The 25,170-nt window shown below is 66.2% G+C and carries 19 protein-coding genes; 12 read left to right on the top strand and 7 right to left on the bottom strand.

Features of this window, described 5'->3' with window-relative positions; all coding sequences use genetic code 11:
- Positions 1–17: 17 nt before the first annotated feature.
- The 8 genes from FDY95_RS22425 (at position 18) to FDY95_RS22390 (ending at position 12,141) form a co-directional block, all read left to right on the top strand.
- Complete coding sequence (locus tag FDY95_RS22425) at positions 18–1,265, top strand: sensor histidine kinase (RefSeq protein WP_138081238.1); 1,248 nt, start codon at positions 18–20, stop codon at positions 1,263–1,265.
- Positions 1,266–1,657: 392 nt separating this feature from the next.
- On the top strand, positions 1,658–2,134 hold the full coding sequence (locus FDY95_RS22420) for a hypothetical protein (RefSeq protein WP_138081236.1): 477 nt from the start codon (positions 1,658–1,660) through the stop codon (positions 2,132–2,134).
- A 40-nt stretch (positions 2,135–2,174) separates the two neighbouring features.
- Complete coding sequence (locus FDY95_RS22415; RefSeq protein ID WP_171025802.1) at positions 2,175–3,551, top strand: TolC family protein; 1,377 nt, start codon at positions 2,175–2,177, stop codon at positions 3,549–3,551.
- Positions 3,552–3,661: 110 nt separating this feature from the next.
- Positions 3,662–4,813 (top strand): efflux RND transporter periplasmic adaptor subunit, encoded by a 1,152-nt coding sequence (locus tag FDY95_RS22410; protein ID WP_171025801.1) that lies wholly within the window; start codon positions 3,662–3,664, stop codon positions 4,811–4,813.
- 113 nt (positions 4,814–4,926) lie between these two features.
- Entirely contained in the window at positions 4,927–8,022 is a 3,096-nt protein-coding gene (locus FDY95_RS22405; protein WP_138081230.1) for an efflux RND transporter permease subunit, read from the top strand.
- A 329-nt stretch (positions 8,023–8,351) separates the two neighbouring features.
- On the top strand, positions 8,352–8,975 hold the full coding sequence (locus FDY95_RS22400; protein ID WP_171025800.1) for a phosphatase PAP2 family protein: 624 nt from the start codon (positions 8,352–8,354) through the stop codon (positions 8,973–8,975).
- A 137-nt stretch (positions 8,976–9,112) separates the two neighbouring features.
- Positions 9,113–9,580, top strand: coding sequence for a PepSY-like domain-containing protein (locus tag FDY95_RS22395; protein WP_138081226.1), 468 nt, complete (start codon positions 9,113–9,115; stop codon positions 9,578–9,580).
- A gap of 77 nt (positions 9,581–9,657) precedes the next feature.
- A complete protein-coding gene (locus tag FDY95_RS22390) occupies positions 9,658–12,141 on the top strand; it encodes a TonB-dependent receptor domain-containing protein (protein WP_138081224.1) in 2,484 nt (827 codons plus the stop codon).
- Positions 12,142–12,399: 258 nt separating this feature from the next.
- Here FDY95_RS22390 and FDY95_RS22385 read toward each other — a convergent pair whose 3' ends face one another.
- The 4 genes from FDY95_RS22385 to FDY95_RS22370 all read right to left on the bottom strand — a co-directional run bounded on the left by FDY95_RS22385 (position 12,400) and on the right by FDY95_RS22370 (position 17,285).
- Positions 12,400–12,699, bottom strand: coding sequence for a recombinase family protein (locus FDY95_RS22385; protein ID WP_138081222.1), 300 nt, complete (start codon positions 12,697–12,699; stop codon positions 12,400–12,402).
- A gap of 147 nt (positions 12,700–12,846) precedes the next feature.
- Positions 12,847–14,373 (bottom strand): IS1182 family transposase, encoded by a 1,527-nt coding sequence (locus FDY95_RS22380; RefSeq protein WP_171025799.1) that lies wholly within the window; start codon positions 14,371–14,373, stop codon positions 12,847–12,849.
- Between the two features lie 99 nt (positions 14,374–14,472).
- Positions 14,473–15,858, bottom strand: a complete 1,386-nt coding sequence (locus FDY95_RS22375; RefSeq protein ID WP_138081219.1) for a M16 family metallopeptidase — start codon at positions 15,856–15,858, stop codon at positions 14,473–14,475.
- Entirely contained in the window at positions 15,855–17,285 is a 1,431-nt protein-coding gene (locus tag FDY95_RS22370; protein ID WP_138081217.1) for a M16 family metallopeptidase, read from the bottom strand. Before FDY95_RS22370 ends, FDY95_RS22375 begins: the two co-directional genes overlap by 4 nt.
- Positions 17,286–17,481: 196 nt before the next feature.
- Here FDY95_RS22370 and FDY95_RS22365 point away from each other — a divergent pair, with 196 nt between their 5' ends.
- Both FDY95_RS22365 and FDY95_RS22360 read left to right on the top strand, forming a co-directional pair.
- Positions 17,482–18,663 carry a sensor histidine kinase gene (locus tag FDY95_RS22365; RefSeq protein WP_138081215.1) on the top strand — a complete coding sequence of 394 codons (1,182 nt, stop codon included), beginning with the start codon at positions 17,482–17,484 and terminating at the stop codon, positions 18,661–18,663.
- Positions 18,656–19,411 carry a LytR/AlgR family response regulator transcription factor gene (locus FDY95_RS22360; RefSeq protein WP_138081212.1) on the top strand — a complete coding sequence of 252 codons (756 nt, stop codon included), beginning with the start codon at positions 18,656–18,658 and terminating at the stop codon, positions 19,409–19,411. The genes FDY95_RS22365 and FDY95_RS22360 overlap by 8 nt, the downstream gene beginning before the upstream one ends.
- Positions 19,412–19,567: 156 nt before the next feature.
- Here FDY95_RS22360 and FDY95_RS22355 read toward each other — a convergent pair whose 3' ends face one another.
- The 3 genes from FDY95_RS22355 to FDY95_RS22345 form a co-directional block, all read right to left on the bottom strand.
- Positions 19,568–20,131, bottom strand: coding sequence for an HD domain-containing protein (locus tag FDY95_RS22355; protein ID WP_138081210.1), 564 nt, complete (start codon positions 20,129–20,131; stop codon positions 19,568–19,570).
- 33 nt (positions 20,132–20,164) lie between these two features.
- Entirely contained in the window at positions 20,165–20,779 is a 615-nt protein-coding gene (locus tag FDY95_RS22350; RefSeq protein ID WP_138081208.1) for an FMN-binding negative transcriptional regulator, read from the bottom strand.
- Between the two features lie 237 nt (positions 20,780–21,016).
- On the bottom strand, positions 21,017–21,484 hold the full coding sequence (locus tag FDY95_RS22345; protein WP_171025798.1) for a cupin domain-containing protein: 468 nt from the start codon (positions 21,482–21,484) through the stop codon (positions 21,017–21,019).
- 444 nt (positions 21,485–21,928) lie between these two features.
- On the opposite strand from FDY95_RS22345, the gene FDY95_RS22340 reads away from it, so the two are divergent.
- Together FDY95_RS22340 and FDY95_RS22335 are read left to right on the top strand one after the other, a co-directional pair.
- Positions 21,929–22,858 (top strand): hypothetical protein, encoded by a 930-nt coding sequence (locus tag FDY95_RS22340; RefSeq protein WP_138081204.1) that lies wholly within the window; start codon positions 21,929–21,931, stop codon positions 22,856–22,858.
- Between the two features lie 66 nt (positions 22,859–22,924).
- The gene (locus tag FDY95_RS22335; RefSeq protein WP_138081202.1) at positions 22,925–25,114 is read left to right on the top strand and encodes a glycoside hydrolase family 44 protein; all 2,190 of its coding nucleotides are present in this window, start codon (positions 22,925–22,927) and stop codon (positions 25,112–25,114) included.
- Positions 25,115–25,170 lie beyond the last annotated feature (56 nt).

Genomic DNA, 25,170 nt, shown 5'->3' with positions numbered 1-25,170 from the left:
CACCGAAAAACGAACCCGTGAAGCTCCTTACCACCACCAACCGCTACTACCTGATCCTGGTGCTCGTGCTGTTCGCGCTGGGTACAGGCGTGCTGTACGTGGGCATTCAGCGGGCCCTGGCCGAGGAAGTCGACGAGCAACTGCTGTTTCACCGGGACTACCTGCGGCAGCGCATCCGCCAAGCCGGCGCGTTGCCGTCGATGACCAATCCCAACGAGCTGACCATCAGTAAAAGCGTGCGTCCGCCCGGCCTGGGTGATACCCTGATCTATGACCCGGTGGAACGGACGCTGGTGCCGTTTCGCCAGGTGTCGTTTGCGGTGGAGCTGCACGGGCAGCGCTACGGCCTCACGCTGCGCAAGTCACTCATCGAAACCGGCGATGTGCTGGAAGTGGTGCTGACGGTGATGCTGACCGTCATGGGCGGGTTGCTGGGGTGCCTGGTGCTGCTGAATCGGTGGTTGTCGCGCTGGCTGTGGGCCCCGTTTTACCGCACGCTGGACTCTTTGCGCGGCTACCGCCTGCAGCAGCCGCAGGCCCTGGAGCTGCCCGCCACGCCCATCGACGAGTTCAGCGAGCTGAACCAGGCCCTAGCCCAGCTCACCCAGCGCGTGACGGCCGACTACCAGGCGCTGAAGGAGTTCACCGAAAACGCGGCCCACGAAACGCAGACGCCGCTGGCCATCATGCAGGCCCAGCTGGAGCAGCTCATGCAGCTGCCGGAGCTGCCCGAAACCGCCGCGCAGCCGGTGCACGAGCTGTACCGGGCCACACGGCGACTGTCGCGCCTGCACCAGGCCCTCACGCTGCTCAGCAAGATCGAGAACCGCCAGTTTACCGAGGCCCGGCCGGTGCAGCTCGATGGGCTGGTGCGCGACAAGCTGGGACAACTGCAAGAGTTTCTGGAAGCCAAACAGATCGAGCCGGAGCTGCAGGTAGCGGCTCCGCTGTCGGTGGCCATGCACCCGGCCCTAGCCGATTCGCTGGTGAGCAACCTGCTGCAGAACGCGGTGAAGCACAACGTGCCCGGCGGCCAGCTGCGCATCCGCCTCGACGCCCACGCGCTGGAAATCCGCAACACCGGCCTGCCGCTGGACGGCGACCCTACGCAGCTGCTTGGGCGCTTCCGCAAGCACAACGCCGCCTCCGACTCACCCGGCCTGGGCCTGAGTATCGCCCAACAGATATGTGGGCTCTACGGCGGGCAGCTGCGCTACACCTTCACGCCTGATGGCGCTTGGCACACGCTGCGGGCGCAGTTCTAACCCGGCTGCCCTGCCCGTACCGCCCGCTTTGACTAAGTCGGCCCACCCTAGTAAAACGGGGTGGGCCGATTTTTTTTCCGGGCTCCAATTCACTCAGTCGGCCACGGCAAACGAATCGGGATTACACCTACAGATTCTCTACAGAATGGGTGCGTAGTGTTGCAAAAAAGGTTCTTCACGAAATCTTCATCTACTGATTAAGTACCAAAGCAGGAAGATTAAAACGGCATTAAAGGTCATTTTGAAGCCGTAATGATCTGTCGAGTGCAAAAAGATACTGCCTCTCGCCGGCCTTGGCTGCTTGGTTGCTTGACGCCTGACCGAATGCGTTGCATCGGATTTTGCGTGGGCAGCCGCTACGGCCCCTGGTCGGCTCATTCCACCCTGGTCACATGAAAAAACTACTCAACGCGGGTACGGTGCTGGGCATCGTCGGACTGGGCGCCTGGCTGTGGGGCCGGGAGGCCGGCTGGGTGACGACGCTCGACCAAGCCACCATTCCGGTAGCCGTCACCAGCGCCCTGCACCGGGCCTACCCCAATGCCGCCGCTGTCGTCTGGACGAGGGAAGGCGCGGAGTACGAAGCCGAGTTTGCCGACGGCCAGACGTTCTGGAAAACGTGGATCATGCTCAACCCAGCCGGCCAGATAACGGAAACGGAGCGGCAGATACCACCGGCGCAACTGCCCGGTCCCGTGCGCCAGCGGCTGACCACGCACTACGCCGGGTACCAGGTGTCAGAGGCCGCCGTCCTCGTGCGGGGCGTTGATACGCTTTACGAAGCTGAACTCGCCCGCACGGGCCGCGCCCACGACCTGTACCTGCGCGCCGACGGTACGGAAGTACCCCACCCCGAAACCGGCGACTGAGGCCGCGCCCGGGTTCATGTTCCACCCATTGCTGACCGTCTTGAAACGCACTCCTTCAGGTTCCACTAGCTGTCCTTCGCCAGCCGCCGCCCGGCTGCTACGTTCCTGCCGGCCCTGGCTGTGGGCGCTGCCGCTGCTGCTGGCCGGCTGCGTCAGCACCAAATCCACCTACGACCGGGCGCACGTAGCCAACCGGTTGCAACGCCGCGCCGGCTACACGTTGGGGGCCGCCCAGCCGGCCGCCGCCCCAGTTGCCCTGCCGCCGGAGGTGCAAACCGGGCTTAGCGAGGAAGCTGCCACCCGCTTGGCCCTGACGCGCAACCCCGCGTTTCAGGCCGACCTGGCGACGCTGGCCCTGGCGCAGGCCGATTTGCAGGACGCCGGCCTGCTCACCAACCCGGTGCTATCGGCCGTGACGTCGTACGGCACCGCCCCGTTTTCGCTGGCGCTGAACGTTGCCGCTGATTTGCTGTGGCAACGGCCCTTGCGGGTGGGGGCCGCCCAGCTGGAAACCCAGCGCGTGGCCGAAAACCTGGTGGCCCGCGGCCTGATGGTGGGCCGCGACGCGCAGGTATCCTACGCCGACGTGGGCCTGGCTGACGAGCGGGTGCGCATTGCCCAGGAAGCCATTCGGATGCGGGCGGAAGTGGCGCGTATCGTCCGCTCCCGTTATCGAGTCGGTGAAGCCAGCGAACTGGAGACTGTGGCGCCCAGTGCCGATTCCCTCCGGGCAGTGGACGACTACCTGCGCGCCCGCCGTGATGCGCAGGTAGCGCGCCTGCGGCTGCTGGCCACGCTGCGGCTGGATACGCTGAACGCCGATTCCGTGCGCTTCACCCCGACAACTACACTCCCCGCCGCCGTGCCACCGCTGCCCGCGCTGCTGGACTCGGCCTACGCGGCCCGGCCCGACCTGTGGGCGGCCCGCATCGGCATCGAGGCGACCGGACGGCGGTTGCAGTGGGAGCGAAGCCGGGTGTTTTCGTTCGTGCTGTCCCTGAATGCGCGCCTCAACGACCCGAACCCGATTCAGCTCGGACCGGGCGCGGCCATCGGGCTGCCCATTTTCAACCGCAACCAGGGCCGCATCGCGCGGGTGCGGGCCGAGCTGGAACAGGCGGCGTGGCAGTACCTGGCGCTGCGCCAAACGGTGGGGCTCGACGTGCGCGAAGCCTACGCGCAATACGAACAGGCCAGCCGCAGCGTGGCGCTGTGGGACAACAGCTACCTGCCCAGCCTGCAGGACGCGCTCCGACGCTCCACCAACGCCTTCGTCAACGGTGACTTCCCTTACGTGCAGGTCGCCGAAACCACCCGGCAGCTGCTCGACGCCCGCCAGCGGGCCGCCGAAGCGCGGGCCGACCAACGCCGCGCCCTGGCCCGGCTCCGCTACGCCGTGGGCGGTGCCCGCTTCTAACGATAGTGTACCCCTCATTTTCCGTCGTCGGCCCGGTTGTACGCCAGCGGCGGGTACCACGCATAACCTTCATGAACTGCCAACCGCCACCGCTTCGTTGCCTGCTGTCCTTGCTGAGCCTGCTCACGCTGGCTGGCTGCAGTAAAAACGAGAAACCCCAGCACCAGAGTCCGTCCGAGGTGCAGAACCCAGTCAAGGAATCAGACCTGACGACCGTCCGCATCACCCCGCAGGCCGAGCAGCGCCTGGGTATCCGCACGGTGACGCTAAAAACTGACCGGGTGCAGGCCACCCGCGAAGTCGGCGGCGAAGTCCAGGCGGTGCCGGGGCAGGCCGTTACCCTCGTAGCGCCGGTGCAGGGCACCCTGCGCGGCGGCGAGCAGCTGACGGCCGGCCAGCGCGTGCGCCAGGGCCAGACCTTGTACCAGCTGGTGCCACTGCCGCCCGAGCGCGACCTGCTGACCCTAAACCAGGGCACCGAGCAGGCGCGCATTCAGCTGCGCGTCAGCCGGGCCCGCTTGCAGCGGGCCGAGGAGCTGCTGGCCGACCGGGCGGGCAGCGTGCGGGCCCGCGACGACGCCCGCGCCGACGTGGCCCTGGCCGAGCGCAACCTGGCCGACGCGCAAGCCCGGCAGGCGGCCATGAGCGGCAACAGCGGCGGCGGGCAGGCGTTGCCGATCAAAGCCCCGCTGAGCGGCGTGGTGCAGCGTGTGGCGGTAGCGCCGAACACCATCGTCACCACCAACACGGTGCTGGTGGAGCTGGCGGCCCTGAATAAAGTATGGGTGCGCGTGCCCTTGTTCGTGGGCGACTTACGCCGCCTGGGCGCCGACCAGACGGTGTCGGTCCGGCCGCTGAACGGCGGGGCGGCTCGTGTGGGACGCCCGGTGGACGCTCCGACGCTGGGCGCTGCTTCGGGCACGGCCACGGCCGATGTGTTCTTTGAGGTCGACAACACCGACGAAGCCTTCCGCCCCGGCGAACGGGTGGCCGTGGACGTGAACCTCAGCAACGCTGCCGGCACGGGTAACGGCAGTGCGCCGGCCCTGACCATTCCGGCCGCCGCCCTGCTCTACGATGCCTCGGGTGGGCAGTGGGTGTACGTGCGCACCGCTCCGCAGCAGTACACCCGGCAGCGGGTGGAAGTGCAGCGCGCCGTGGGCGACCAGCTCGTGGTGTCGCGCGGGGTGCAGGCCGGGGCCGTCGTCGTCACTGACGGCGCGGCGGAGTTATTCGGAACCGAATTTGGCGGAAGCCACTAACGGTGAGTTGGTGAAATGGTGAATGGGTGCATGTCATTCTGCCTGCGCAAGCGGCGCGGTATTGACCTCCCGAACATCGAACTCACCAATTCACCACTTCACAATCTCACCCTATGAAGTGGTTGGTAGAATCGGCGCTGCGACTGCGCCTGGTCATCGTCGTGCTCTTCGGCGTGATGCTCGTTGCGGGCCTGCAGGTGGTGCGCAACACCCCGCTGGATGTGTTTCCGGAGTTTGCCCCACCCTACGTGGAAGTGCAGACGGAAGCGCCCGGTCTGAGCACCGCTGAGGTGGAAGCCCTGGTGAGCGTGCCGCTGGAAAACGCCCTGAACGGCACGCCCGACGTCAAGAAAATCCGCTCTAAATCAGTGCTGGGCCTCTCGTCGGTGGTGCTGTACTTCCCGCAAGGCATCGACATCAACGACGCTCGGCAGGCGGTGCAGGAGCGCCTGAGCCGGGTGGCGCCCACCTTGCCATCGGTGGCCCGGCCGCCGGTCATGCTCTCCCCGCTCTCGTCCACCAGCCGGGTGCTTAAGATTGGGGTTTCCTCAGATAGCCTGACACAAGTGGAGATGACCACGCTGGCCCGCTGGAGCGTCCGGCCGCGCCTGATGGCCGTGCCCGGCGTGGCCAACGTCGCCATCTGGGGGCAGCGCGACCGGCAGCTGCAGGTGCTGGTGAACCCCGAGCAGCTGCGCAACCTGGGCCTGACCCTGGCCGACGTGGAACGAGCCGCCGCCGAAGCCACCACCCTGGCCGGCGGGGGCTTCGTCGACACGCCGAACCAGCGCTTGGCCTTGTCGCAGAGCGCGGCCATTCAGTCGGCCGCCGACCTGGCCCAGATGCCGGTGACCTTCCGCAACGGCGTGAGTCTGAAGCTGGGTGAGGTGGCGCAAGTGGTCGAAGGCTTCCCCGCGCCCATCGGCGACGCGGTGATTAACGACGGCCCCGGCCTGCTGCTCATCGTGGAAAAGCAGCCCGGCGCAAACACCCTCGACGTGACCCGGCAGGTGGAAGCCGCCCTCGACGCCATGCGCCCCGGCCTGAAAGGGCTGGAAATCGACTCGACCATCTTCCGCCCCGCGACGTTCATCGAAATGTCGCTCGACAACCTGAACAAGTCCCTGCTCATCGGCTGCGTGCTGGTGGTGCTGGTGCTGTTGTTCTTCCTCTACGAGTGGCGCACGGCCCTCATAAGCGCGCTGGCGCTGCCGACCTCGCTCATTGCCGCCGCGCTGGTGCTGCGCTACTCCGGCCGCACCATCGACACGATGGTGCTGGCCGGCCTCATCATCGCGCTGGGTGAGGTGGTCGACGACGCCATCATCGACGTGGAAAACATCATGCGCCGGCTGCGGCTGAACCGGGAAGCCGGCTCGCCCCAAACGGCCTTCGCGGTGGTGTTCGAGGCGTCGATGGAAGTGCGCTCGGCCGTGATTTACGGCTCGCTCATCGTCGCCTTGGTGCTACTGCCCATCTTCCTGCTGCCGGGCCTGTCGGGGGCGTTTTTCCAGCCGCTGGCGTTTTCCTACGTGCTGGCCATCCTCGCCTCGCTCTTCGTAGCTCTGACGCTGACCCCTGCATTGGCTCTGCTATTGTTGCCCAAAGCGGCCGAGAAACAAGCCAAAGAGGCGCCCGTCGTGGCGTGGCTGAAGCGTCACTACGGCCGCCTGCTGCCCGCCCTGTTGGCACGGCCCAAGCGTGTAGCCTGGACGTTGGCGGGCGTGGCGGTGGCGTCGATGCTCACGCTGCCGTTTTTCGGGCAGGAGTTTCTGCCCAATTTCAAGGAATACGACTTTCTGATGCACTGGGTGGAGAAGCCCGGCACCTCGCTGCCGGCCATGTCGCGCATTACGGTGCGGGCCAGCAAGGAGCTGCGGGCCATTCCGGGTGTGCGCAACTTCGGCGCCCACATCGGCCGGGCCGAGGTGGCCGACGAGGTGGTCGGGCCAAACTTCACCGAGCTGTGGATTTCTGTGGACCCCAACGTGGACTACGAGGCGACGGTGGCCAAAATCCAGGAAGTGGTGGACGGCTACCCCGGCCTGTACCGCGACCTGCTGACCTACCTGCGCGAACGAATCAAGGAAGTGCTGACGGGCACCTCGGCCACCGTGGTCGTCCGCATCTTCGGTCCCGACCTCGACCAGCTCTACACCAAGGCCAAGGAAGTGGGCACCCGGTTGGAGGGCGTCGACGGGGTGGTGGACCTGAAAGTGCAGCAGCAGACGCTGGTGCCGCAGATTCAGGTGAAGCTCCGGCCCGAATCGGCGGCGCGCTACGGCCTGAGCCCCGGCGACCTGCTGCGGGCCATCGGCACGTTGGTGCGCGGCCGCAAGGTGGGCGAGATTTACCAGGAACAGAAGATTTTCGACGTGGCCGTGTGGGGCCAACCGGCCGTGCGGGCGGATTTTGGGGCCGTGCGCGACCTGCTGATTGCCGTACCCACCGGCGGCTCGGTGCCGCTGAGCGAGGTGGCCGACGTGCGCATCGTGCCCACGCCCAACGAAATTACCCGCGAAGCTTCTTCCCGCCGCATCGACGTGACCTTGAACGTGCGCGGCCGTGACTTGGGCTCGGTGGCCCGCGACGTGCAGGCGCAGGTCGACCAGGTGCGGTTCGGCGCCGGCTATCACCCCGAAATCCTGGGCGAGTACGCCGAGCGGCAGGCTTCGCAGAACCGCATGCTGATGTTGGTCGGCCTCTCGCTCATCGGCATCTTCCTGGTGCTCTACACCGATTTCGGCACCGTCCGGCTGGCGGTACTCGGGATACTGAGCTTGTTCTTCGCCGTGTCGGGCTGCCTGCTGGCGGCGTTCCTAACCGGGGGTGTCCTCTCGCTGGGCTCCATTGTGGGCTTCATCACGGTGCTGGGCGTGGCGGCCCGCAACAGCATCATGCTGGTGAGCCACTACCAGCACCTGGAGCGCGAAGAAGGCGTGCCCTTTGGCAAGGAGTTGGTCATTCGCGGGTCGTTGGAGCGCGTGTCGCCTATTATCATGACGGCCCTGACCTCGGTGCTGGCGCTGCTGCCCATCATCGTGAGTGGCAACGTACCCGGCGCCGAAATCGAGCACCCCATGTCTGTGGTCATCCTGGGTGGCGTCGTCACCTCCACGGTGCTGAACCTGCTGGGGATGCCAGCGCTGTACTGGGCCTTCGGGCGCGAGAAAGGAGCGGAACCAGCCGCTGCGACGCCCACGTCCTGAACCAACGGCCGGGTACGGCTTCAGATTTACTCCAGAATTGCCCAGTAAACTGCGGCTCGGGTGCTGCCGGCAACCGAGCCGCTTCGCCCTCCATCTCCCTCATTGATTGCCGGATGCTCCCCCCGACAACCCTAATGCTCGTACGGGGCGGCTGTTTGCTGCTCTTGCTGTGGTGCAGCCGGCCGTCCAGGCTGGCCGCCCAAACGCCAACTGTCCGCTGGCTTACCCAGTCCTGGCAACTCGGACGCGAGCCGACCGACACACTCCGCCGGTCGGCGGATGCGCCACGGCCGCGCTTCACCGCACGCCCCGCATTCCGGCGTACCATCGTGCCGGCTACGCTGCTGACGCTGGCCGTGCTCGGCACTGAGAAAGTGGACGTGCTGGAATCCGACGAAGGGCTGCGTGAGGAAGTGCACGAGCACCTGCGCATCCGCACCAACCTCGATGACCAGCTGCGGCACGTACCCGCCTATGCCAGCCTGGGCCTCAGCCTGGCGGGCGTACGGGGCCGGCACAACACGCTGAACCAGGCCCTGCTGTTCGGCCTGAGCTACACCATCAACAACGCCCTGACCAGCCGCCTCAAGCACCTGACCCGCGTGGAGCGCCCCCTGGGCAACAGCTTCGACTCCTTCCCGAGCCAGCACACCAGCGCCGCGTTTTCGGCGGCTACGCTGCTGCACAAGGAGTACGGTGGGCGCAGCCTCTGGTACAGCGTGGGCGGCTACACCGCCGCCACGGCCACCGGCGGCCTGCGCATTGCCAAGGACAACCACTGGCTGTCCGACGTCATGGCCGGCGCGGCGGTGGGCATCGTATCCACTGAGCTGGCGTACTGGGCCTACCCCTGGCTTCACCGGCAGCTACGCAAGGGCCTTGGCGACCGAGCCGTAGTCATTCCCAGCTACCTCAACGGCGCTGCGGGAGCAACCGTGGTGGTCATGCTGTAACCTGTGCGGCTGAGGCAGACAGCGTTTTCGCCTAGACTAGAGCAGAATCGCCGTTTTGCGGTGGATAGAAGACGCCAGAAAAACCACAGAAACGGGGTGTAGGATTGCAGCGTCAACCATGTAACCCGCATTGCCCCATGAAAAAAACGTTGTTGCTGCTGGCCCTGACTATGGGTGCAGCCGTTGCCGTCCAGGCCCAGGAGCTGACGGACAAGCAAGTACCCGCCGCCGTAACGGCTGCTTTCCACAAAGCCCACCCGGCGGCCAAGCAGGTAAAGTGGGAAAAGGAAGACGGCAACTACGAGGCCGAGTTTAAGCAGGGCGCCGAGGAACTGTCGGTGGTGCTGACGGCGGATGGGAAGCTGCTGGAAACCGAGACGGAAATCCGGGTGGCGCAACTGCCGGCGGCCGTGTGCGGCAAGCTAACCAGTGCCTACGCCGGCTACCAGGTGACGGAGGCGGCCAAAATTGTGACGGCGGCCACCGGCGCTACCACCTACGAGGCCGAGTTGCGCAAGCCCGGCAAGAAGATGGACGTCATCTTCGACGCCAACGGTGGGGTGGTCAAGACCGAAGCCGACGACGCGAAAGCCGATAAGAAGTAGTACCGGAGTGAACGTGAGTGAGTGAATGGCCGGGACGAAGCCTGCTGCAGGTTTCGTCCCGGCTACCTTTTGAACGAATGAATACATTTTTTCGCCTGGAGCGCCTGAAGCACCCGTTGTGGGTGGTGTTGGTAGTACTACTGACCCCGCTGACGTCGCGGGCCCAGTCGACGGCTACCGTGCGCGGGCTGCTCTATGACGCGGCCACCAACCAACCGCTGCCTTTCGCCAACGTGGTGCTGCTGCGCGCCCAGGATTCCAGCTTCGTGGCCGGCGCCCAAACCACCGAAAGCGGCGCCTTCGTACTCGATAAAGTGGTGTTCGGCAGCTACTCCCTGCGCGCTACGGTGCTAGGCTACCGCCCCGGCCGCAAGCCCGTGACGGTGGCCGCTACCCCTGTGGACCTGGGCACCCTACGCCTGCGCCCGACGGCGACTCAGCTCAAAGATGTAGTCATTCAGGGCGAACGAGCTGTCGTGCAGGCCGGGCTCGATAAAAAGGTCGTCAGCGTGGCAAAGGACCTGACGGCCGTGGGTGGCACCGCAGCCGATGTGCTGCAGAACGTGCCCTCCGTGACGGTAGACCAGAACGGCGCGGTGAGCCTGCGCGGCTCCAGCGGCGTGACCATCTTCATCGACGGCAAGCCCTCAGGCGCGGCTGGTGGAGGCAGAGGCGTCTCGCTCGACCAGATTCCGGCCTCGCAGATTGAGTCGGTGGAAGTCATTACTAACCCCTCGGCCCGCTACGACGCCGAAGGCGCGGCCGGCATCATCAACATCGTGCTCAAGAAAAACCGCCGTGACGGGCTCAACGGGCAGGCTACGGCCGGCGCAGGCACCAAGGACAAGTACAACGGCGCGCTGAGCCTGAACTACCGCAAGGGCAAGGTGAACGTGTTCGTGACCTACGACGGCCGCCATGACCGCCGCACCGGCTACGGCTCCCTGGACCAGACCATCACCAGCACCGACGCGGCCGGCACCAGCACCCGGCGCGTCCTGCGGCAGAATCGCCAGGGTGTTGTCTACAACCAGTCGAACGCGTTGCGGCTGGGGCTGGACTACAGCCTCACGCCCGAGCAGACGCTGACCTTCTCGGTGCAGCCGCGCTACAACGCGGGCCACAGCTGGGAGAATATTGCCGCGCGGCAATTCAACTTCGTCGACACCGGCCGCTACGCCGACAGCCTGGGCACCACCGACCGCAGCAACACCGCCCGCAGCACCAACCGCTCGGCCGACGTGACGCTGGATTACCGCCGCACCTGGGCCGGGCAGAAGGGTCGGGAACTGACGGCCAGCGCCATTTACACGCCCCTGTTCGGTCAGAACACCATCGACTCGCGCCTGTACTACCTCGACGGCGGCGCCCGGCCCGGTCAGCAGCAGCACTTCGACAACCGCCTGCACCAAGGTTCGGGGCAGGTGGATTACGTGCAGCCACTGGGCGAGAAAAGTCGGCTGGAAACCGGGGCCAAGAGCGTCTGGCGCCAGTACGACAATGACTACCGCTTCAGTAGCACCCTGCCGCTGGCTTTCGACCCGTCGAACCACTTTCTCTACCAGGAGTACATCCAGGCCGCCTACGCCACCTATGGCAACGCGCTGGGCCACCTGAGCTACCAGGCCGGCGTGCGGGCCGAGCAGACCAACACCCACGGCAATCAGCTCTCGACCGGGCAGCAGTTCCGGCGCAGCTACCTGAACGTGTTTCCAAGCGCCGTGCTCAGCTACGAACTCAGCCAAGACCAGCAGCTGCGCCTGAGCTACTCCAAGCGCGTGCAGCGCCCCGACCAGGGCGAGCTGAACCCCTTCACCGACCGCTCTGACCCATTGAACCTGAGCACCGGCAATCCGCTGCTGCTGCCCGAATACATCCACGCCGTGGAGCTGGGCCACCAAAAGTTTTTCGGCAAGAATAACTCGCTGACCACGACGGCCTTTTACAACGTCGAAACGCAGACCATCAAAGGGTTTCGGGCAATTATCACCGACCCGCTGACCGGCAACGTGGTGACCAATAACACCCGCCTGAACCTGGGCGACGAGACGAACTACGGCCTGGAGCTGATCGGAGCCACTAGCCTGACCTCGTTCTGGAAGTTCAACGGCACGGCCTCGGCCTTCCGGCGCATCATCAAGGGCACCGGCCCAAGCACCGACATCAACAACAGTAACTTCGTATACACCGCCCGCGTCAACACCACGCTCACGCCGGTGAAGAAGCTCGATGTGCAGGTGTCGGCCAACTACCGCTCGCCGGTGGTGTCGGCCCAGGGCCGCCGCCTGACCACCTTCAACACCGACGTGGCCGCCAAGTACGCCGTGCTCGGCGACCGAGGCAGCCTCTCCCTGCGCGTGTCGGACGTGTTCAACACCCTGCGCTTCAACTTCACGGCTTACGGTCCTAATCTCGACGCTGTCAGCCGCAACAAGCGCGAGTCGCGCATTGCTATACTGACATTCAGCTACCGCTTCGGGCAGGATGGAGCCGAGAGCAACCAACGGCGGCGGCCCCAGCAAGGGCCCTCAGATGCGGGTACGGGGAGCGGATTTGAATAGCAACCCAGCTGATAAGTTCCGCCTAGGGTGTGGTTCAGATTGGGGCTACCGGTTGGTCAACTAGTTTCAGAAAAATACAGAGTCTCACAAAACGGGGATTATTACGGCCCGGGCGAAGCGGCAACGGCCGCCTCGCCGATGCACGGTGGAAATTGTCTCATTCGTTGTTCTCACGAATCAACGACTCGCTATCCGCGTCGGTGGAGGCTTTCTGAGAATTCATCGTTGATTTCCTTAGCGTTGTTTTTCGTTCCAACTCTAGTGGGACCCCATTCCCAAGTCGAGGGCCTTGAAGTGGATGCCGCGCTGGTGAAAGGAGTTGACCAGGTGAATGACGTGGTCGCGGCTGCGGCCCAGGCGGAAGAAACGCGCCACCAGCACCGTGTTGCCTTCGCGCAGCAAGCCCAGCAGCTCGTCGAGTGCGGGCCGCTGCAGGCTCATGCCCGTGACCTTGTCCTGGAAGATGCGGTCGCAGTCGGCTTTGGTCAGGATGTCGAGCTGGGTGTCCAAGTTCTGGTCGAGGGTGGAGACGCGGGCATAACCGAAAACTTTGTTCATGCGGGTCAGAAAGTCGGGTTCACAAAGATAAACCGCCGTTTATTTTTGGCCCGACTTTCTGGCCCTGTCTTTTCGACCACTTGTCCTGGGGCGGGGCTCGGGGACGCCGGGCTCGGAAAGCCATTGTGGCTGTTGCAGAACTCTCGCTTACCAGGAACACACAATTGACAAGATGCTGTGTTTGGGTATTCCTTGCAGCGATTGGGCACCAGAGGATGTCAGCGTTGTCTTGGGCAGTGCCATGGCCAGTGCCAGACGTTGCGCAGGCTGGTGGCGCAGTAGCTTCTTCAAGTTGTAGGCCACGGCGGCGAGCAGCATGGTTTTGTGGGCGCTGGCACGGCTGCGTGTGTTGACCCGGCGCAGGCCGTAGTAGTGGAGCAGGCTGCCGAACACGGGCTCGACGGTGCTCTGGCGCCTGCGCCGCATCCGTTGCCCTTGCCGGCTGTGCTGGCGGTGCAGGGCCCGGCGGTACCACGGGTCGTAGGCCGTGCGCGCGATGCGGCGTTTCTTGGTTTTGGGCGCGCAGGTGGGCTTGTGGGCGCACAACCGGCAGTCCCGGCTCGAGGCCAGGTAGCCCTTGGAAAGGCCCCCATCCAGACTCGTCTCGTAGGCGACAAAGCGTAGTTTCTTGCCGGCTGGACAGGTAAAGCCGTCTGCTACCGCGTCGTAGGTGAAGCCCTCCACGTCGGCTTTGTAGCGCCCGAAGACGGGAATCCAGGGCGTGATGCCACGTTGCTCGAGCAGGGCATAGTTCACGCCGCTGGAATAGTTCGTATCGGCAATCAGGTCCTGCAGGGGCAGGCCCTGCGCGAGTAACCGCTGGTGCAGCTGCTCCACCAGTTGCGGCAGGTGTACGCTGTCGCGGCTGTCGGCAAAGTCAGCCTGCACATGGCTGATCACGCCGTGGGCCGTATCGACCGCCAGGCTGCAGAGGTAGTTGAGCGCCCGCGCTTTGCCCGTCTTGACGGAGATGCGCGCGTCCGGATCGGTCGGGCTGTAGTGGGTTTTATTGCTGACCAGACGCGCCCCTGGCCGGCTGGCGCCCAGGTGCCCGGTTTGCTGCTGGGCTTGCCGCGTGGCCACGCGGCGCAGCACGTGCGCGGGCGTATCCAGAATGGCCACCGCAGGCAGCGGTGGGGACTCGCTGGTGGCCGCATCGGTCAGGTGCAGGCGCGGCACCAGGGCCGCGATGGGCTGCTTCTGGCAGAGGCGATGCAGCGACGCGTTGGCTTTGACCGGCGCCGAATCCACCGCCTGCGTGTCGCCGGCGACCAAGCCCTGCGCAACGCACTGGGCAAAGACGTGGTCAAACAGGCGCTCGAAGACCGCCGCCGGATACAGTTGCCGGGTGCGGCTCACGGTCGAGTGCCAGGGTAGCGCTTCCGTCACCTCGTAGCCCAGGAACAGCAAGATGTCCAGCCGCAGGGCGCAGTGCTCGATCAGGCGCCGGTCACTAACCAAGTTTTCCAAGCGTGCTACCAACACGAGCTTGAAGAACACCACCGGATCGAGCGAGGGCTGCCCCGTGTGGCTGTAGAGGTCTTTAGTCGCGTGGTGGAGAAAGCCCCAATCCACCAGCTCGGCCAGCCGGCGGTAGAAATTGTGCGGGGGCACGCGCTCGGAGAGGCGAAAATGCGTGACCTCTTGATTGGTGAAGTGCTTCTGACCTTGCATACGCAGCCTCATCAGCAAGCGGTCAGTTCTGCAACAGCCACTACGGCTTTCCGAGCCCCTCCGCTGTTGCCTTTAGTTGCCAGCAAGAAAATAGGTGCGCTACCATAGTCGGCGGCCCTGCACCTCGAAGCCCTGTAGCTGCCGGGTCAGCGTGGCCCGGTCGCCGACGAGCACCACGGTCATAGCTTCCGGGCGCAGATATTGCCGGGCCAGCTCCTGTACCTGCGCGGGCGTGATGGCATAGAGGGCCGGCACCTGCTCGGTGAGGTAACTGTCGGGCAGGCCGTGCAGGTCAAGGAAACGGAGCTGGGTGATAATACCGGCCGGCGACGAGTTCCGCAGCACAAACTGCCCGGCTTCCTGCTCTTGCACCTCTCGCAACTCCTGGGCCGGTGGCGCCTCCTGGCCCAGCCGGATAATTTCCTTGAATATCTCGCGCAGGGCATCCGCCGAATGCGCCGTGGCCACATCGGAGCCCTCGCCCCAGTCGGCGCAGCCGTAGCGCGGGTAGATGCTGCTGGTGCTGCCGTAGGTGTAGCCCTTGTCGCCGCGGATATTCCGGGTAATCCGGGATGTCAGGCCGCCGCCTAGCAGCGTATTCATCAGCCGCAGTCCGTTGTAATCGGGGTGGGAGGGCGGCACCACCGGCAGACCCATGACCACCGACGTCTGCTGGGCCCCGGGCCGATCCAGCACGAGCAGCTGGCCCCGCGCCTGCGGCTGCGGCACTTCGACGTGGCGCGCCGGTCCCCGCGCCCAGCCGCCCAGCGCCGCCCCTACGGCCGGGCGCACGGCGGCGGTATCGAAGCGGCCGACTATGTACAGGCTAGCCCGCTGGGCACCGTATTCGCGGGCGTAAAAGGCGCGCACCTGCTCAATGGTATGCGCATCGAGCTGCTCCTCCGCGGGCAGACCCCGACCGTAGGGATGAGAACCGAACAAGGCACCAGCGTACGCCAGCCGGGCCTGGGTGCCGGGTTGGGCACCATACTGGGCCAGCCGCCGCTTCAAATCGGCCGTAACGCGCGGCAGCGCGGCGGCGGGCAGGGCGGGCTGTTGCATCAGCTGCCCGAGCAACGCCACGAAGGCCGGACTGTGCTCGGCCAGCACCGTAGCCGACAGGGCGGTTTCCGTTTCGCCCACCGCCACGTTGAGCGTGCCGCCCATATGGGCTACCTGGGTGGCCAGGGCAGCGGCCGGTACTTCGTGGCTGCCCTCGCTGAGCAGCCCTCCAACGATGTCGGCCAGGCCGGCTTCGGTGGCTTGCTCGTGTACGTTGCCGGTTTGCAGTACCAGGCTCACGGTAACTTTGGGCAGGTTGCCGTAGGGTACTAGCTGCGCTTTCAGTCCGTTGGGCAGCGTAAAAGTGGTGCGGGCAGGCAGCCGGAAGGGGCGGGGCGGGGCGCCCGCCGGAATGTGCTGCGCCAGCGCAGTGAGCGGGCCGAGCAGCAAGCCGCTCAGCAGGAGTAGCAGAGAAGATTTCATCGGGAGGAGGTGGCGGGTTTGGCAGCGGCGGGCGTCACGAACAGCAGGGTGCGGTTGGTAAGGCGCAGGTATTCGCGGGCGGTACGCTGCACCAGGGCTGGCGTCACGCGCTGAAACTCGGCCTCCAGCCGGTTCAGCTTGTGTGGGTCGTGGTCGAAGAGGGCGAAGCAGGCCAGCAGATCGGCCGTGCCATAGCCGTAGCGTTGTCCTAGCAAGTCGTAGAGGCTGGCGCGCAGCTTTTGCTGGGCCAGCGCCAGCGTCTCGGCGTCGACGCCCTGCTCAATGATGCGGTTGATTTCCTGATCCAGCGCCGCCACCACCGAGTCGGCGGGCACCTGCGGGTCGTAGAGCAGGCTGCCGGTCCACAGCATCGGGCCTTCGTAGTTGAAGAGGTTACCCAGCTCCACGTTCGCGCCCCCTTTCACCGCGCTGGCGTAGCCGCGCCGCTGGGCCAGGGCCTGGGTCAGGCGGCTGTCGTTGCCCTGCAACAGGATCTGGTCGAGCAGGCCCATGGCGTAGTAGGCCGGCGTGCCGCGCTCGGGCAGATGATAGGCGAAGGCCAGAGCCGGGCGGCTAACCAGCGAATCGGCGCGGTGAATGCGCCGCTCGGCCCGCTGCCGGGGCTCCCGGGTGTCGGGCTGCGGCGGGCGCGGGGCGGCCGCCAGGGGGCCGAAGTAGCGCTGAATCCATTCTCTGGCTTCGGCCGGCTCAAAGTCGCCCGTCAGCACCAGGCAGGCGTTGTTGGGGGCGTAGTAGGTCCGAAAAAACGCCTGCGTTTCGGCCAGCGTGGCCGCGTCCAGGTCGCGGAAGTCGCCGTAGAAGTTGTGGGCGTTGGCGCGGTTCTGCAGGGCCACCTGCGGCATGTCGAGCCAGGTCAAGCCCCCGTAGGGCTGATTGAGCACCCGCTCGCGCACCTCGTTTTTCACCACGTTGCGCTCCTTGTCCAGCATGACCTGCGTCAGCACGGGGCCTCGCATACGGTCGGCTTCGGCCCAGAGCATGGTTTCCAGCTTGTGCGCGGGCACGGTGCAGTAGTAGGTGGTGAAATCGTAGCGGGTGGAACCCTGCAGCACGCCGCCGTTTTGCTGCACCAGGCCAGCAAAGCCGCCGGCCCCCAGCTGGGGCGAGGGCTGAAACATCAGGTGCTCGAACAGGTGCGCGAAACCCGTGCGCCCCACCGGCTCCTGCCGGAACCCTATGCGGTAGTGCAGATCCACCGTTACCAGCGGCGCCGAGTGCTCGGGCGACAACACCACCTGCAGGCCGTTGGGCAGGGTATAATACTCGATGGGAACCTGGAATGACGGGGGCGCGGCGGGGGCGCGGCGGGCGGCCGGTCCGGGGGCCGCGCAGCTGGCAGCCAGGGCCAGCAGCAGAACCGCGCTCAGGCCCCGACGCAGGCCCGCACCACAAGAAGAAGAAAGCATAAGCAGGTGAATGGAGACCGAAGAGTCTCAAAGCTAGCTGGGGACCCCGCCGGCCGGAACCGGCTTTATGCGGAAGCACCAATTCGTTATTTAAAGCGCCCGATGGCCCTTTAAATAACCGTTTGGGCCCTTCAGCCACCGGGCTGCCGCCAGCCGCCACACGGCTGCTAGCTTTGTCGTATTCCCGCTTTCAGCTATGGCCATTCTCTGGGTTACCCGCCTGCTGCGCGAAGCCGAGCTGCCCCTCACCCGGCGGCAGTTCTGGCGGTACGCCACCCTGTTCTGGGGACTGATGATGCTCATCAACGCCTGCCAGACCTTCGGCCTAGGCTGGCTGACCGGGCGGCGGCCCATGTTTGGCGCCGAGCTGCTGCAGTGGGCGCTGACGTTTGTGCTCTGGTGGGCCTTCACGCCCGGTATATTCTACGTCACGCTACGGTTTCCACTGCCCATCGCCCGGGAGCCCCGTGCCTGGCTGCGCACCCTGCTGGGCCATCTGCTGGTAGCTTCGGCTTTCGGGCTGCTGGTGTGCGCCGCCTGCTACGTGGTGGTGCGGCCCCTGTACGCCCACGAAACGGGCAAGTGGATTGATCCTGGCTATATTCCCGCCTGGTTTCTGTCGACGTACCCTACTACGGCGCTGACCTATCTGCTGGTGGTGGTGAGCGGCAGCATTGCCCGCTACGTCCAGCAGAACCAGCGGCTGCAGCACCGGGCCGTGGAGTACCAGCTGCACGCCGAGCAGTTGCGGACCCAGCTGGCTACCGCTCAGCTCCAGGCCCTGCAGATGCAGCTGAATCCCCACTTTCTCTTCAACACCCACCACGCCATTGTGGCCCTGATGATGCAGCACGAAACCGACCGGGCCATCGACATGGTAACGGGCCTGAGCGACCTGCTGCGCGGGGTGCTGGCCCACCAGCAGGCCGATTTTATTCCGCTGCGCGACGAGCTGGCCCTCACCCGGCAGTACCTAGGCATTCAGCAGGTACGCTTTCAGGACCGCCTGCGCATCGACTACTGCATCGAGCCGGGGGCCGAGGACTGTCTGGTACCGCCCCTGCTGCTGCAGCCGCTGGTGGAAAATGCTCTCGTGCACGGCCTGGCCGACCGCGTCGCTGACGGCTGCCTGCGCATCACGGCCGCCGCCGCGGGGCCCGACGCCTGGCGCCTGTGCATTGAAGACAACGGCTCGGGGCGGCCCGCCCGGGGCGGCTCGGGGCTGGGGCTGCGCAACACCCGCGCCCGCCTGAGCCACGCCTACGGCCGGGCCGCCAGCCTCGACGTTGCCCAGCAGCCCGGTCGGGGCACCACCGTCACGCTTAGGTTGCCGCGCCCGGCCGTAGCGCCCCCACCTACTATGCCGCCCCATGTTTAGCGCCCTCATCATCGACGACGAATTGCTGGCGCGTGGCGTCATTCGCACTTTGCTGCAAAACCACCCCGCCGTGACGGTGGTGAGCGAAGCGGCCAACGGTACCGAAGCCGTTATCCAGATTCTGCAGCACCGGCCCGACCTCGTGTTTCTCGACATCCAGATGCCCGAGCTGAACGGCTTCGAGGTGCTGCAGCAGGTGTGGCCGCACCACCAGCCGGCGGTGGTGTTCACCACCGCCTACGACCAGTACGCCCTGCGCGCTTTCGATGCCAACGCCATCGACTACCTGCTCAAGCCCTTCAATGCCGTACGCTTTCACCAGGCGCTGGAGCGGGCGCGCGAGCGGCTGGGCCGGCGCCCGCAGCCCCAGCTGGAAGCCCTGGTGCACCAGCAGGCGCAGCGCGCCCCTTACCTGCGACGGCTGCTGGTGAAGGAAACCGGCCGCATGTACCTCGTTGATACGGCCGACGTGCGCTACTTCGACGCGCAGGGCAACTACATTACCCTGCACACCGCCGGGACCGAGCGGCACATCATCTACGACAGCCTGGGCCACCTCGAAACCCGGCTCGATCCGGCCGACTTCGTGCGCATTCATCGCTCCTATATCGTCAACCTGAACTTCGTGCAGGCCGTGGAAACGCACTTCAACGGGGAGTATCTGGTGCAGCTGCGCGACGGGCCCCAGCTGAAATGGACGCGCAGCTACCGCGACAACCTGCGGGCGTTTCAGGCACGGCAGGGGTAAGCGGAGGTGGTCGTCTGCTGCCGGTTGCCGGTAGTGAATGGCTGCGCCATCGGGCCCCGCCCGGCCGCGCCACCAAGTTGGTAGGCGGAGCCAGCAAAAGGGGCAGGCCTTGCGCCAGCGGGTGCTGCCGATCGTTTCAGACCGAGCCCCGGCGGATTATCCGAGAAAGGAATGGTACCGCCTGATTTTCAGTCTCAAACGGTTGGCCAGATACTCGTTGCCGGCCTGCAGCTCCGTGAGAATCAGCTCCGCCTCGCGCAGGTAGGCCCGTTTTTTGGCGTGGTCCCAGTAGTAGGGCGGCTCGGATAAGTTGACAATCCGGTCGGCGAGCTTGACGGCCCAGATTTCCACTGGCTGCTCCCGGATGCGGCGCAGGCTGTCGCGCATCTGCGCCGCTTTATCTTCGAGGTGGTCGGATTTGGTCAGGGCCAGCACGCCGGCGGCTACGGCCGGGCCGAACAACTCCCGAATCTGCTCGTAGCTGCCCGCCGTGTCCTCCACCACGTCGTGCAGAATGGCGCACTTGATGGCCAGGTCCGCCCGCAGTCCGGCAGTGTGCTGCACGGCGTTCAGAACCTCCAGCGTCACGCTGCCGATGTGGTTCAGGTATTCGATCTGCTCGCCCGGGTCGGGGCCGCCGTACTTCTGGCCGTCGTGCAGGCGGGTGGCCAGCTGCCAGGCTTGCTGAACTTCGTCGATGGACCAGGTGGCTTGTTGCATTGCCGCAGGATTAGGCGAGGGATTGGAAGGTGTTCAGTGGGCGGCGGGCAGGTAGCCGGCCAGCTGGCGCGTGAGGTTGTCGGGACTTTGGGCCAAGGCGGCGGCCAGGTTCTGCTGCTCCTGGGCGGTGCGGTTCTGGCTCAGCTTGTACTTGGCCTGCAAGTCCTTCACCGTCAGCTCAAACGCCACGATGGCGCCCAGCATCCGCTGCTGATACCCGGCCGGAAGCCCCTGCCACTGCGGCAGGTAGTCCGGCTCGGTGGCTTCAATGAGGTCTTCGAGCACCCGGCGCTTATCGGCTTCGGCTTCCAGCAGCTGCACCGGGCCGTAGGCGTGCACGGCAATGTAGTTCCAGGTGGGCACGTTCTGCGCCTGCTCGTAATGCCGCGGCGATACGTAGGCGTGCGGCTCGCTGAAAATAACCAGTGCCGGGCCGGCCGTCAGCTCGCGCCACTGCGCGTTGGCGCGGGCCAGATGCGCCGTCAGTACCACCTCGCCGGCCGCCGAGTGGCGTACCGTGAAGGGCAGGTGCGTGGCCGTCGGCGGGCCCGCGGCGGCAGTGACGAGGGTGGCAAAGCTGTAGCGCTGCATAAACGCCACCACGGCCGCCTGATCCTGCGGGCCCCGGAATGAGTTGGGAATGTACATGCTCGGAAGAAGGCGGCCTCCTGGCTGACGCGGTACCGCACCGGTAGCCGGCCGGCGTCGGAGCCGAAGATAAACCACTGGCCGCAAAGCCTGCCCGGGGCCGCCAGCCCCTGCGGTGGCGCGGCCCGGCAAACCGCCCGGCCACTGGTAACCCAAACGCCGGCCCAGGCAGCTTCGAACCCCGGTGCTACGGAGTGAAGCTACCCAGGCCGGCGCACTTTGGGGCAAACCGCCCGGCTACGCGAACTGCACGCCGTAGCCCGCGGCGCTGGCCAGCATCTGGGCCAGGACTTCGGGCAGCGGTGGGCCCTGCGGCGCCCGTAGCTGCGCCGGCGCTTGGGCAATCGGGGTGCTGAACTCCAGGAAGTAGCCCGAAAACTCGCCGGGCGTTATCAGCGTCAGCAGGCGGGCCTGCGGCGACTGGATGGCGAACAGGTGGTCGAGGCCGCGCGGGGCAAACACGGCCTGCCCGGCTTCGGCCACCACCACCGCGTCGCCGATTTCGAAGCGCACCTGGCCTTCCAGCACGTAGAACGTTTCGTCTTCGCGGGTGTGGCGGTGGCGCGGCGGTTCGCTGCCCTGGGGAAGGGTGAAGTCGAGCAGGGCCAGCTGCCCACCGGTTTGGGCGGGCGAAATCAGCAGCTGCAGAAAGCCGCCCTGGTAGGCGCGCAGGCTGCCGGCGAGAGAAGAAATCAAGTGTTCCATGAGCAGGAAAGCTGGTGAAAGGTGACGTAGAAACCCGGCGGTGAAGCCGGTGCGCCCGGGCCTGGGCCCGTGGTTGGCGGCCAGGCATTGTGCCTCCATTGTGCCTCAGCCTGAGCGCCCCGCAAAACTGCCCCATCCGGCTACCGGGGGGAATAGATTCCGGACTGAGCCGGTGATTATGGCACCTGAACTCTGCAAAAGCCGGCCCGAAGCTGCCCGGTAGCCGGCCAATGCGGGCCGCCGTGGTCCGGGCCACCATCGGGCCAATCTTGGTCAAGTCTGGCCGCCGGTTCAGGCGGCGAATAGGCCGGTTCAGGGGCGGGTTTGGGCAGTACGGTCAGAAGAATATTTCCCGACTGCAGGGGCGGCAGGACATTCGCTATCGGCTGTTGACCGCTTCGGCGCAGCTCACGTCTACACCCCAACCCTCACTCCTGGTCCTGCATGAAACAACGACTTACTACCCTGTTGACCGCCGGCACGCAGCTGCTGCTGGTCGCCACTGCCGCGGCCCAGGTGCCCAATGGCGACCTGGAAAGCTGGGAAACGCGCGACGGCGCCGAGCGGCCGCGGCACTGGGTCACCACCGACGACATCCTGCAATCGGCCGGGCAGCAGCCCTGGAACGACGTGACCAAAACGCCGGACAAGTATGCCGGCAACTCTGCCATGCGCATCCAGAACACCCTGATACCCGGCCGGGGCGGGGAGGGCGGAATCGTGGCGCTGGGGGCCGTGAGCCTGCTGCCGGGGTGGCCGCCTCTGGACGGGCAGCCTTACACCGGCCGCCCCGCCCGGCTGGAGTTCTACTACAAGCAGACCGGGACCAACGTGGCCCAGGACTCGGCGACGGTGCTAGTGGCCCTGTCGCGGTGGGTGGCGGGGCAACGGCAGGCGGTAGCCGTGGGCGAAACGTATTTGCTGGCGGCCCCTACCACCTACCAGCGCGAGGAAGTAACGCTGCAGTACCGCCCAGGCTTCATCCTGGCGCCCGATTCCGCCTTTATCTACATCCTGTCGGCCTCGGCCCGCGCATGCACGCCCGGCAACGCGCTGTTTATCGACGAGCTGCAGTTCGTTGGCGGTACGGCGACGGCCACGCGCCCCGAACCCGCGCCTGCGGAGCTGAGCGTGTTTCCCAACCCCAGTGCCACGGGCGAATTCACGCTGGAGTGGCTGGCCGCCGGGTCCCTGCCAGCTGGGGCCCGGCTGGTGGTGACCGATGCGCTGGGCCGCCCGGTGGCGCAGCCGGCTTTGGCCGCCACCGGGCGGCGCTACGCCATCGACCTGCGCCCGCAGCCCGCCGGCCGCTACACCCTGCGCCTGCTCCTGCCCGATGGTCGGGTAGTGACGCGCCCACTGCTCAAGTACTAGCCCCGCCCTCGAACTCCGCCCGCCCGACGACTGCCTCGCCGGGCAGGCTTTTTTCAGCTCCTTCCGATGCTCTTTTTCTCTGCCCGCGCGGCGGCCCTGTTGGCCGCCGGCCTGACCGCCACCGCTGCTCAGGCTCAGCTCACGGTGAATTTTACCGTCAACACTGGCACCGGGCGCAAGGCCATCAGCCCGCTGATCTACGGCACCAACGAGCCCCTGCAAGCCGCCGACCGCTACGGCTCGGTGCGCCTGGGCGGCAACCGCCTGACGGGCTATAACTGGGAAACCAACGCCTCGCACGCCGGCTCCGACTACAACTACCAGAACGACGACTTCCTCTGCCAGGGGCTCGGCCCCGGTGAATGCGCCCAGCCCGGCAAAGCCGTGTCAAGCTTCGTGGTGGCGGCCCGCGCCCGGGGCCAGGCCCCGCTGGTGACGCTGCAGCTGGCCGGCTACGTGGCGGCCGATAAGTCGGGCACCCCGGTGACGCCCGCCCAGGTGGCTCCTTCGGCCCGCTGGAAGCAGGTGGTATTTCGCAAGGGCAGCGCCTTCAGCCTCGCGCCCAATACCGCCGACGGCGTGGTGTATATGGACGAGCAGGTGAACTTCCTGGTGCAGCAGCACGGCACTACGGCCGCCGGCGGGGTGGCCGGCTACTTCCTTGACAACGAGCCCGGCCTCTGGCCCGAAACCCACCCCGGCATCCATCCCGCTAAGCCCACCTCGCAGGAGCTGTGGACCAAGACCCGCGACCTGGCCCAGGCCGTGAAGGCAGTGGATGCCTCGGCCCTGATCTACGGCGGCGGGCTGTACGGCTTCGGTGACTATTTCAGCCTGCAGGACGCGCCCGACTACCCCACCGCCGTGGAAGGCGCCGGCTACGCCTGGTTTATCGACTATTACCTCGACAACCTGCGGCAGGCTTCGCAGAGCGCCGGCCGCCGCCTCCTCGACGTGCTCGACGTGCACTGGTACCCCGAGGCCGTGGGCACCAGCCGCATTACCGAGCCGGGCGCCAATACCGCCGCCGACCGCCAGGCCCGCCTGCAGGCCCCGCGCACGCTCTGGCAGCCCGGCTACCACGAAAACAGCTGGATTGCCGACGAGCCCTACTTTCTGAACAACTACCTGCCTATCCTGCCACGGCTGCTGCAGTCCATCAATACGTACTACCCCGGCACCAAGCTTAGCATCTCGGAATACGCTTACGGGGGAAACGATGACATTTCGGGCGGGCTGGCCCAGGCCGACGTGCTGGGCATCTTCGGCAAGTACGGGGTGTACAATGCCAGCTGGTGGAAAACCTACGACCCCGGCAATCCAAACTCGCCGGCCTCGTACATCTCGCCGGCCTTCCGCCTCTACACCAACTTCGACGGCGCGGGCAGCAGTTTCGGCCGCACCAGCGTCACGGCCGCTACTTCCGACGTGGCCCGCACCTCGGTGTACGCCGCCATCGACGGTACCAGCGAGCAGCGCCTGACGCTGGTGGTCATCAACAAAGCCAGCCAGGCCGTGACGGGAAACTTCGCGCTGACCAGCGGTGCCACCTATTTGGCCAGCCGGGTGTGGAGCCTGGTGCAGGGCAGCCCCGCGCTGGCCAGCCGCGCCGCCGTGAATGGGCTCAGCGGCAACCAGTTCAGCTATTCGCTGCCGGCCATGTCGGCCAGCGTCATCGAACTGCGCACGGCCACCGCGCTGCCGGTAGAGCTGCTGGGCTTTGACGCCGCGGCCGACGCCACCGGGGCGCAGCTGCGCTGGAGCACGGCCTCCGAAAACAACGCCGCGCACTTCGTAGTGGAGCGGCGGGCTGAGCAGGACACCACGTTTCGGGAGCTGGGCCGGGTGGCCGCCACCAATGGCAACCACCTGCACCGCTACGCCTACCACGACGACACCCCGCAGCCGGGCCTGAACTACTACCGCCTGCAGCTGGTCGACCAGGACCAGACGCGCCGCGCCGCGCCGGTGCGTACCGTGCGCATACCGGGTGATGAGCCGAATGGCTTCCGCGTGTACCCCACGCTGGTATCGGCCGGCGAGCTGCGCTACGAGCTGCCTGCCGGGCTGGCCACCCCCGCTACCCTCGATATACTTACGCTGGCCGGCCAGCGCGTGCATAGCTGCGCCGTACCCGTGGGCATCCGCCACGGCCGGCTGGCGCTGCCCGCCGTACCACCAGGCAGCTACCTGGCTCGCCTGAGAACGGCCACAGGCATCTACCGCCAGCGCTTCGTGGTGCTGGGAGCCGACTGAGGGTACAGAAGGAGTGGGCTGCTGCAGCCCATCCGTTGCCGGTTACTTGCTGATCC

The organism is Hymenobacter jeollabukensis, from assembly GCF_005771675.1.
GTDB lineage: Bacteria > Bacteroidota > Bacteroidia > Cytophagales > Hymenobacteraceae > Solirubrum > Solirubrum jeollabukense.
Note: the sequence above shows the minus strand (reverse complement) of the source record. Positions and strands in the feature narration are given on the sequence as shown.

Excerpts from the sequence above, each read along its gene's own strand:
- FDY95_RS22390 (WP_138081224.1), top strand. The coding sequence starts at position 9,658 with ATGAATACATTTTTTCGCCTGGAGCGCCTGAAGCACCCGTTGTGGGTG.
- FDY95_RS22355 (WP_138081210.1), bottom strand. The coding sequence starts at position 20,131 with ATGCAACAAGCCACCTGGTCCATCGACGAAGTTCAGCAAGCCTGGCAG.
- FDY95_RS22395 (WP_138081226.1), top strand. The coding sequence starts at position 9,113 with ATGAAAAAAACGTTGTTGCTGCTGGCCCTGACTATGGGTGCAGCCGTT.
- FDY95_RS22340 (WP_138081204.1), top strand. The coding sequence starts at position 21,929 with ATGAAACAACGACTTACTACCCTGTTGACCGCCGGCACGCAGCTGCTG.
- FDY95_RS22420 (WP_138081236.1), top strand. The coding sequence starts at position 1,658 with ATGAAAAAACTACTCAACGCGGGTACGGTGCTGGGCATCGTCGGACTG.
- FDY95_RS22380 (WP_171025799.1), bottom strand. The coding sequence starts at position 14,373 with ATGCAAGGTCAGAAGCACTTCACCAATCAAGAGGTCACGCATTTTCGC.
- FDY95_RS22345 (WP_171025798.1), bottom strand. The coding sequence starts at position 21,484 with ATGGAACACTTGATTTCTTCTCTCGCCGGCAGCCTGCGCGCCTACCAG.
- FDY95_RS22335 (WP_138081202.1), top strand. The coding sequence starts at position 22,925 with ATGCTCTTTTTCTCTGCCCGCGCGGCGGCCCTGTTGGCCGCCGGCCTG.
- FDY95_RS22370 (WP_138081217.1), bottom strand. The coding sequence starts at position 17,285 with ATGCTTTCTTCTTCTTGTGGTGCGGGCCTGCGTCGGGGCCTGAGCGCG.
- FDY95_RS22365 (WP_138081215.1), top strand. The coding sequence starts at position 17,482 with ATGGCCATTCTCTGGGTTACCCGCCTGCTGCGCGAAGCCGAGCTGCCC.
- FDY95_RS22385 (WP_138081222.1), bottom strand. The coding sequence starts at position 12,699 with ATGAACAAAGTTTTCGGTTATGCCCGCGTCTCCACCCTCGACCAGAAC.
- FDY95_RS22350 (WP_138081208.1), bottom strand. The coding sequence starts at position 20,779 with ATGTACATTCCCAACTCATTCCGGGGCCCGCAGGATCAGGCGGCCGTG.
- FDY95_RS22375 (WP_138081219.1), bottom strand. The coding sequence starts at position 15,858 with ATGAAATCTTCTCTGCTACTCCTGCTGAGCGGCTTGCTGCTCGGCCCG.
- FDY95_RS22360 (WP_138081212.1), top strand. The coding sequence starts at position 18,656 with ATGTTTAGCGCCCTCATCATCGACGACGAATTGCTGGCGCGTGGCGTC.
- FDY95_RS22405 (WP_138081230.1), top strand. The coding sequence starts at position 4,927 with ATGAAGTGGTTGGTAGAATCGGCGCTGCGACTGCGCCTGGTCATCGTC.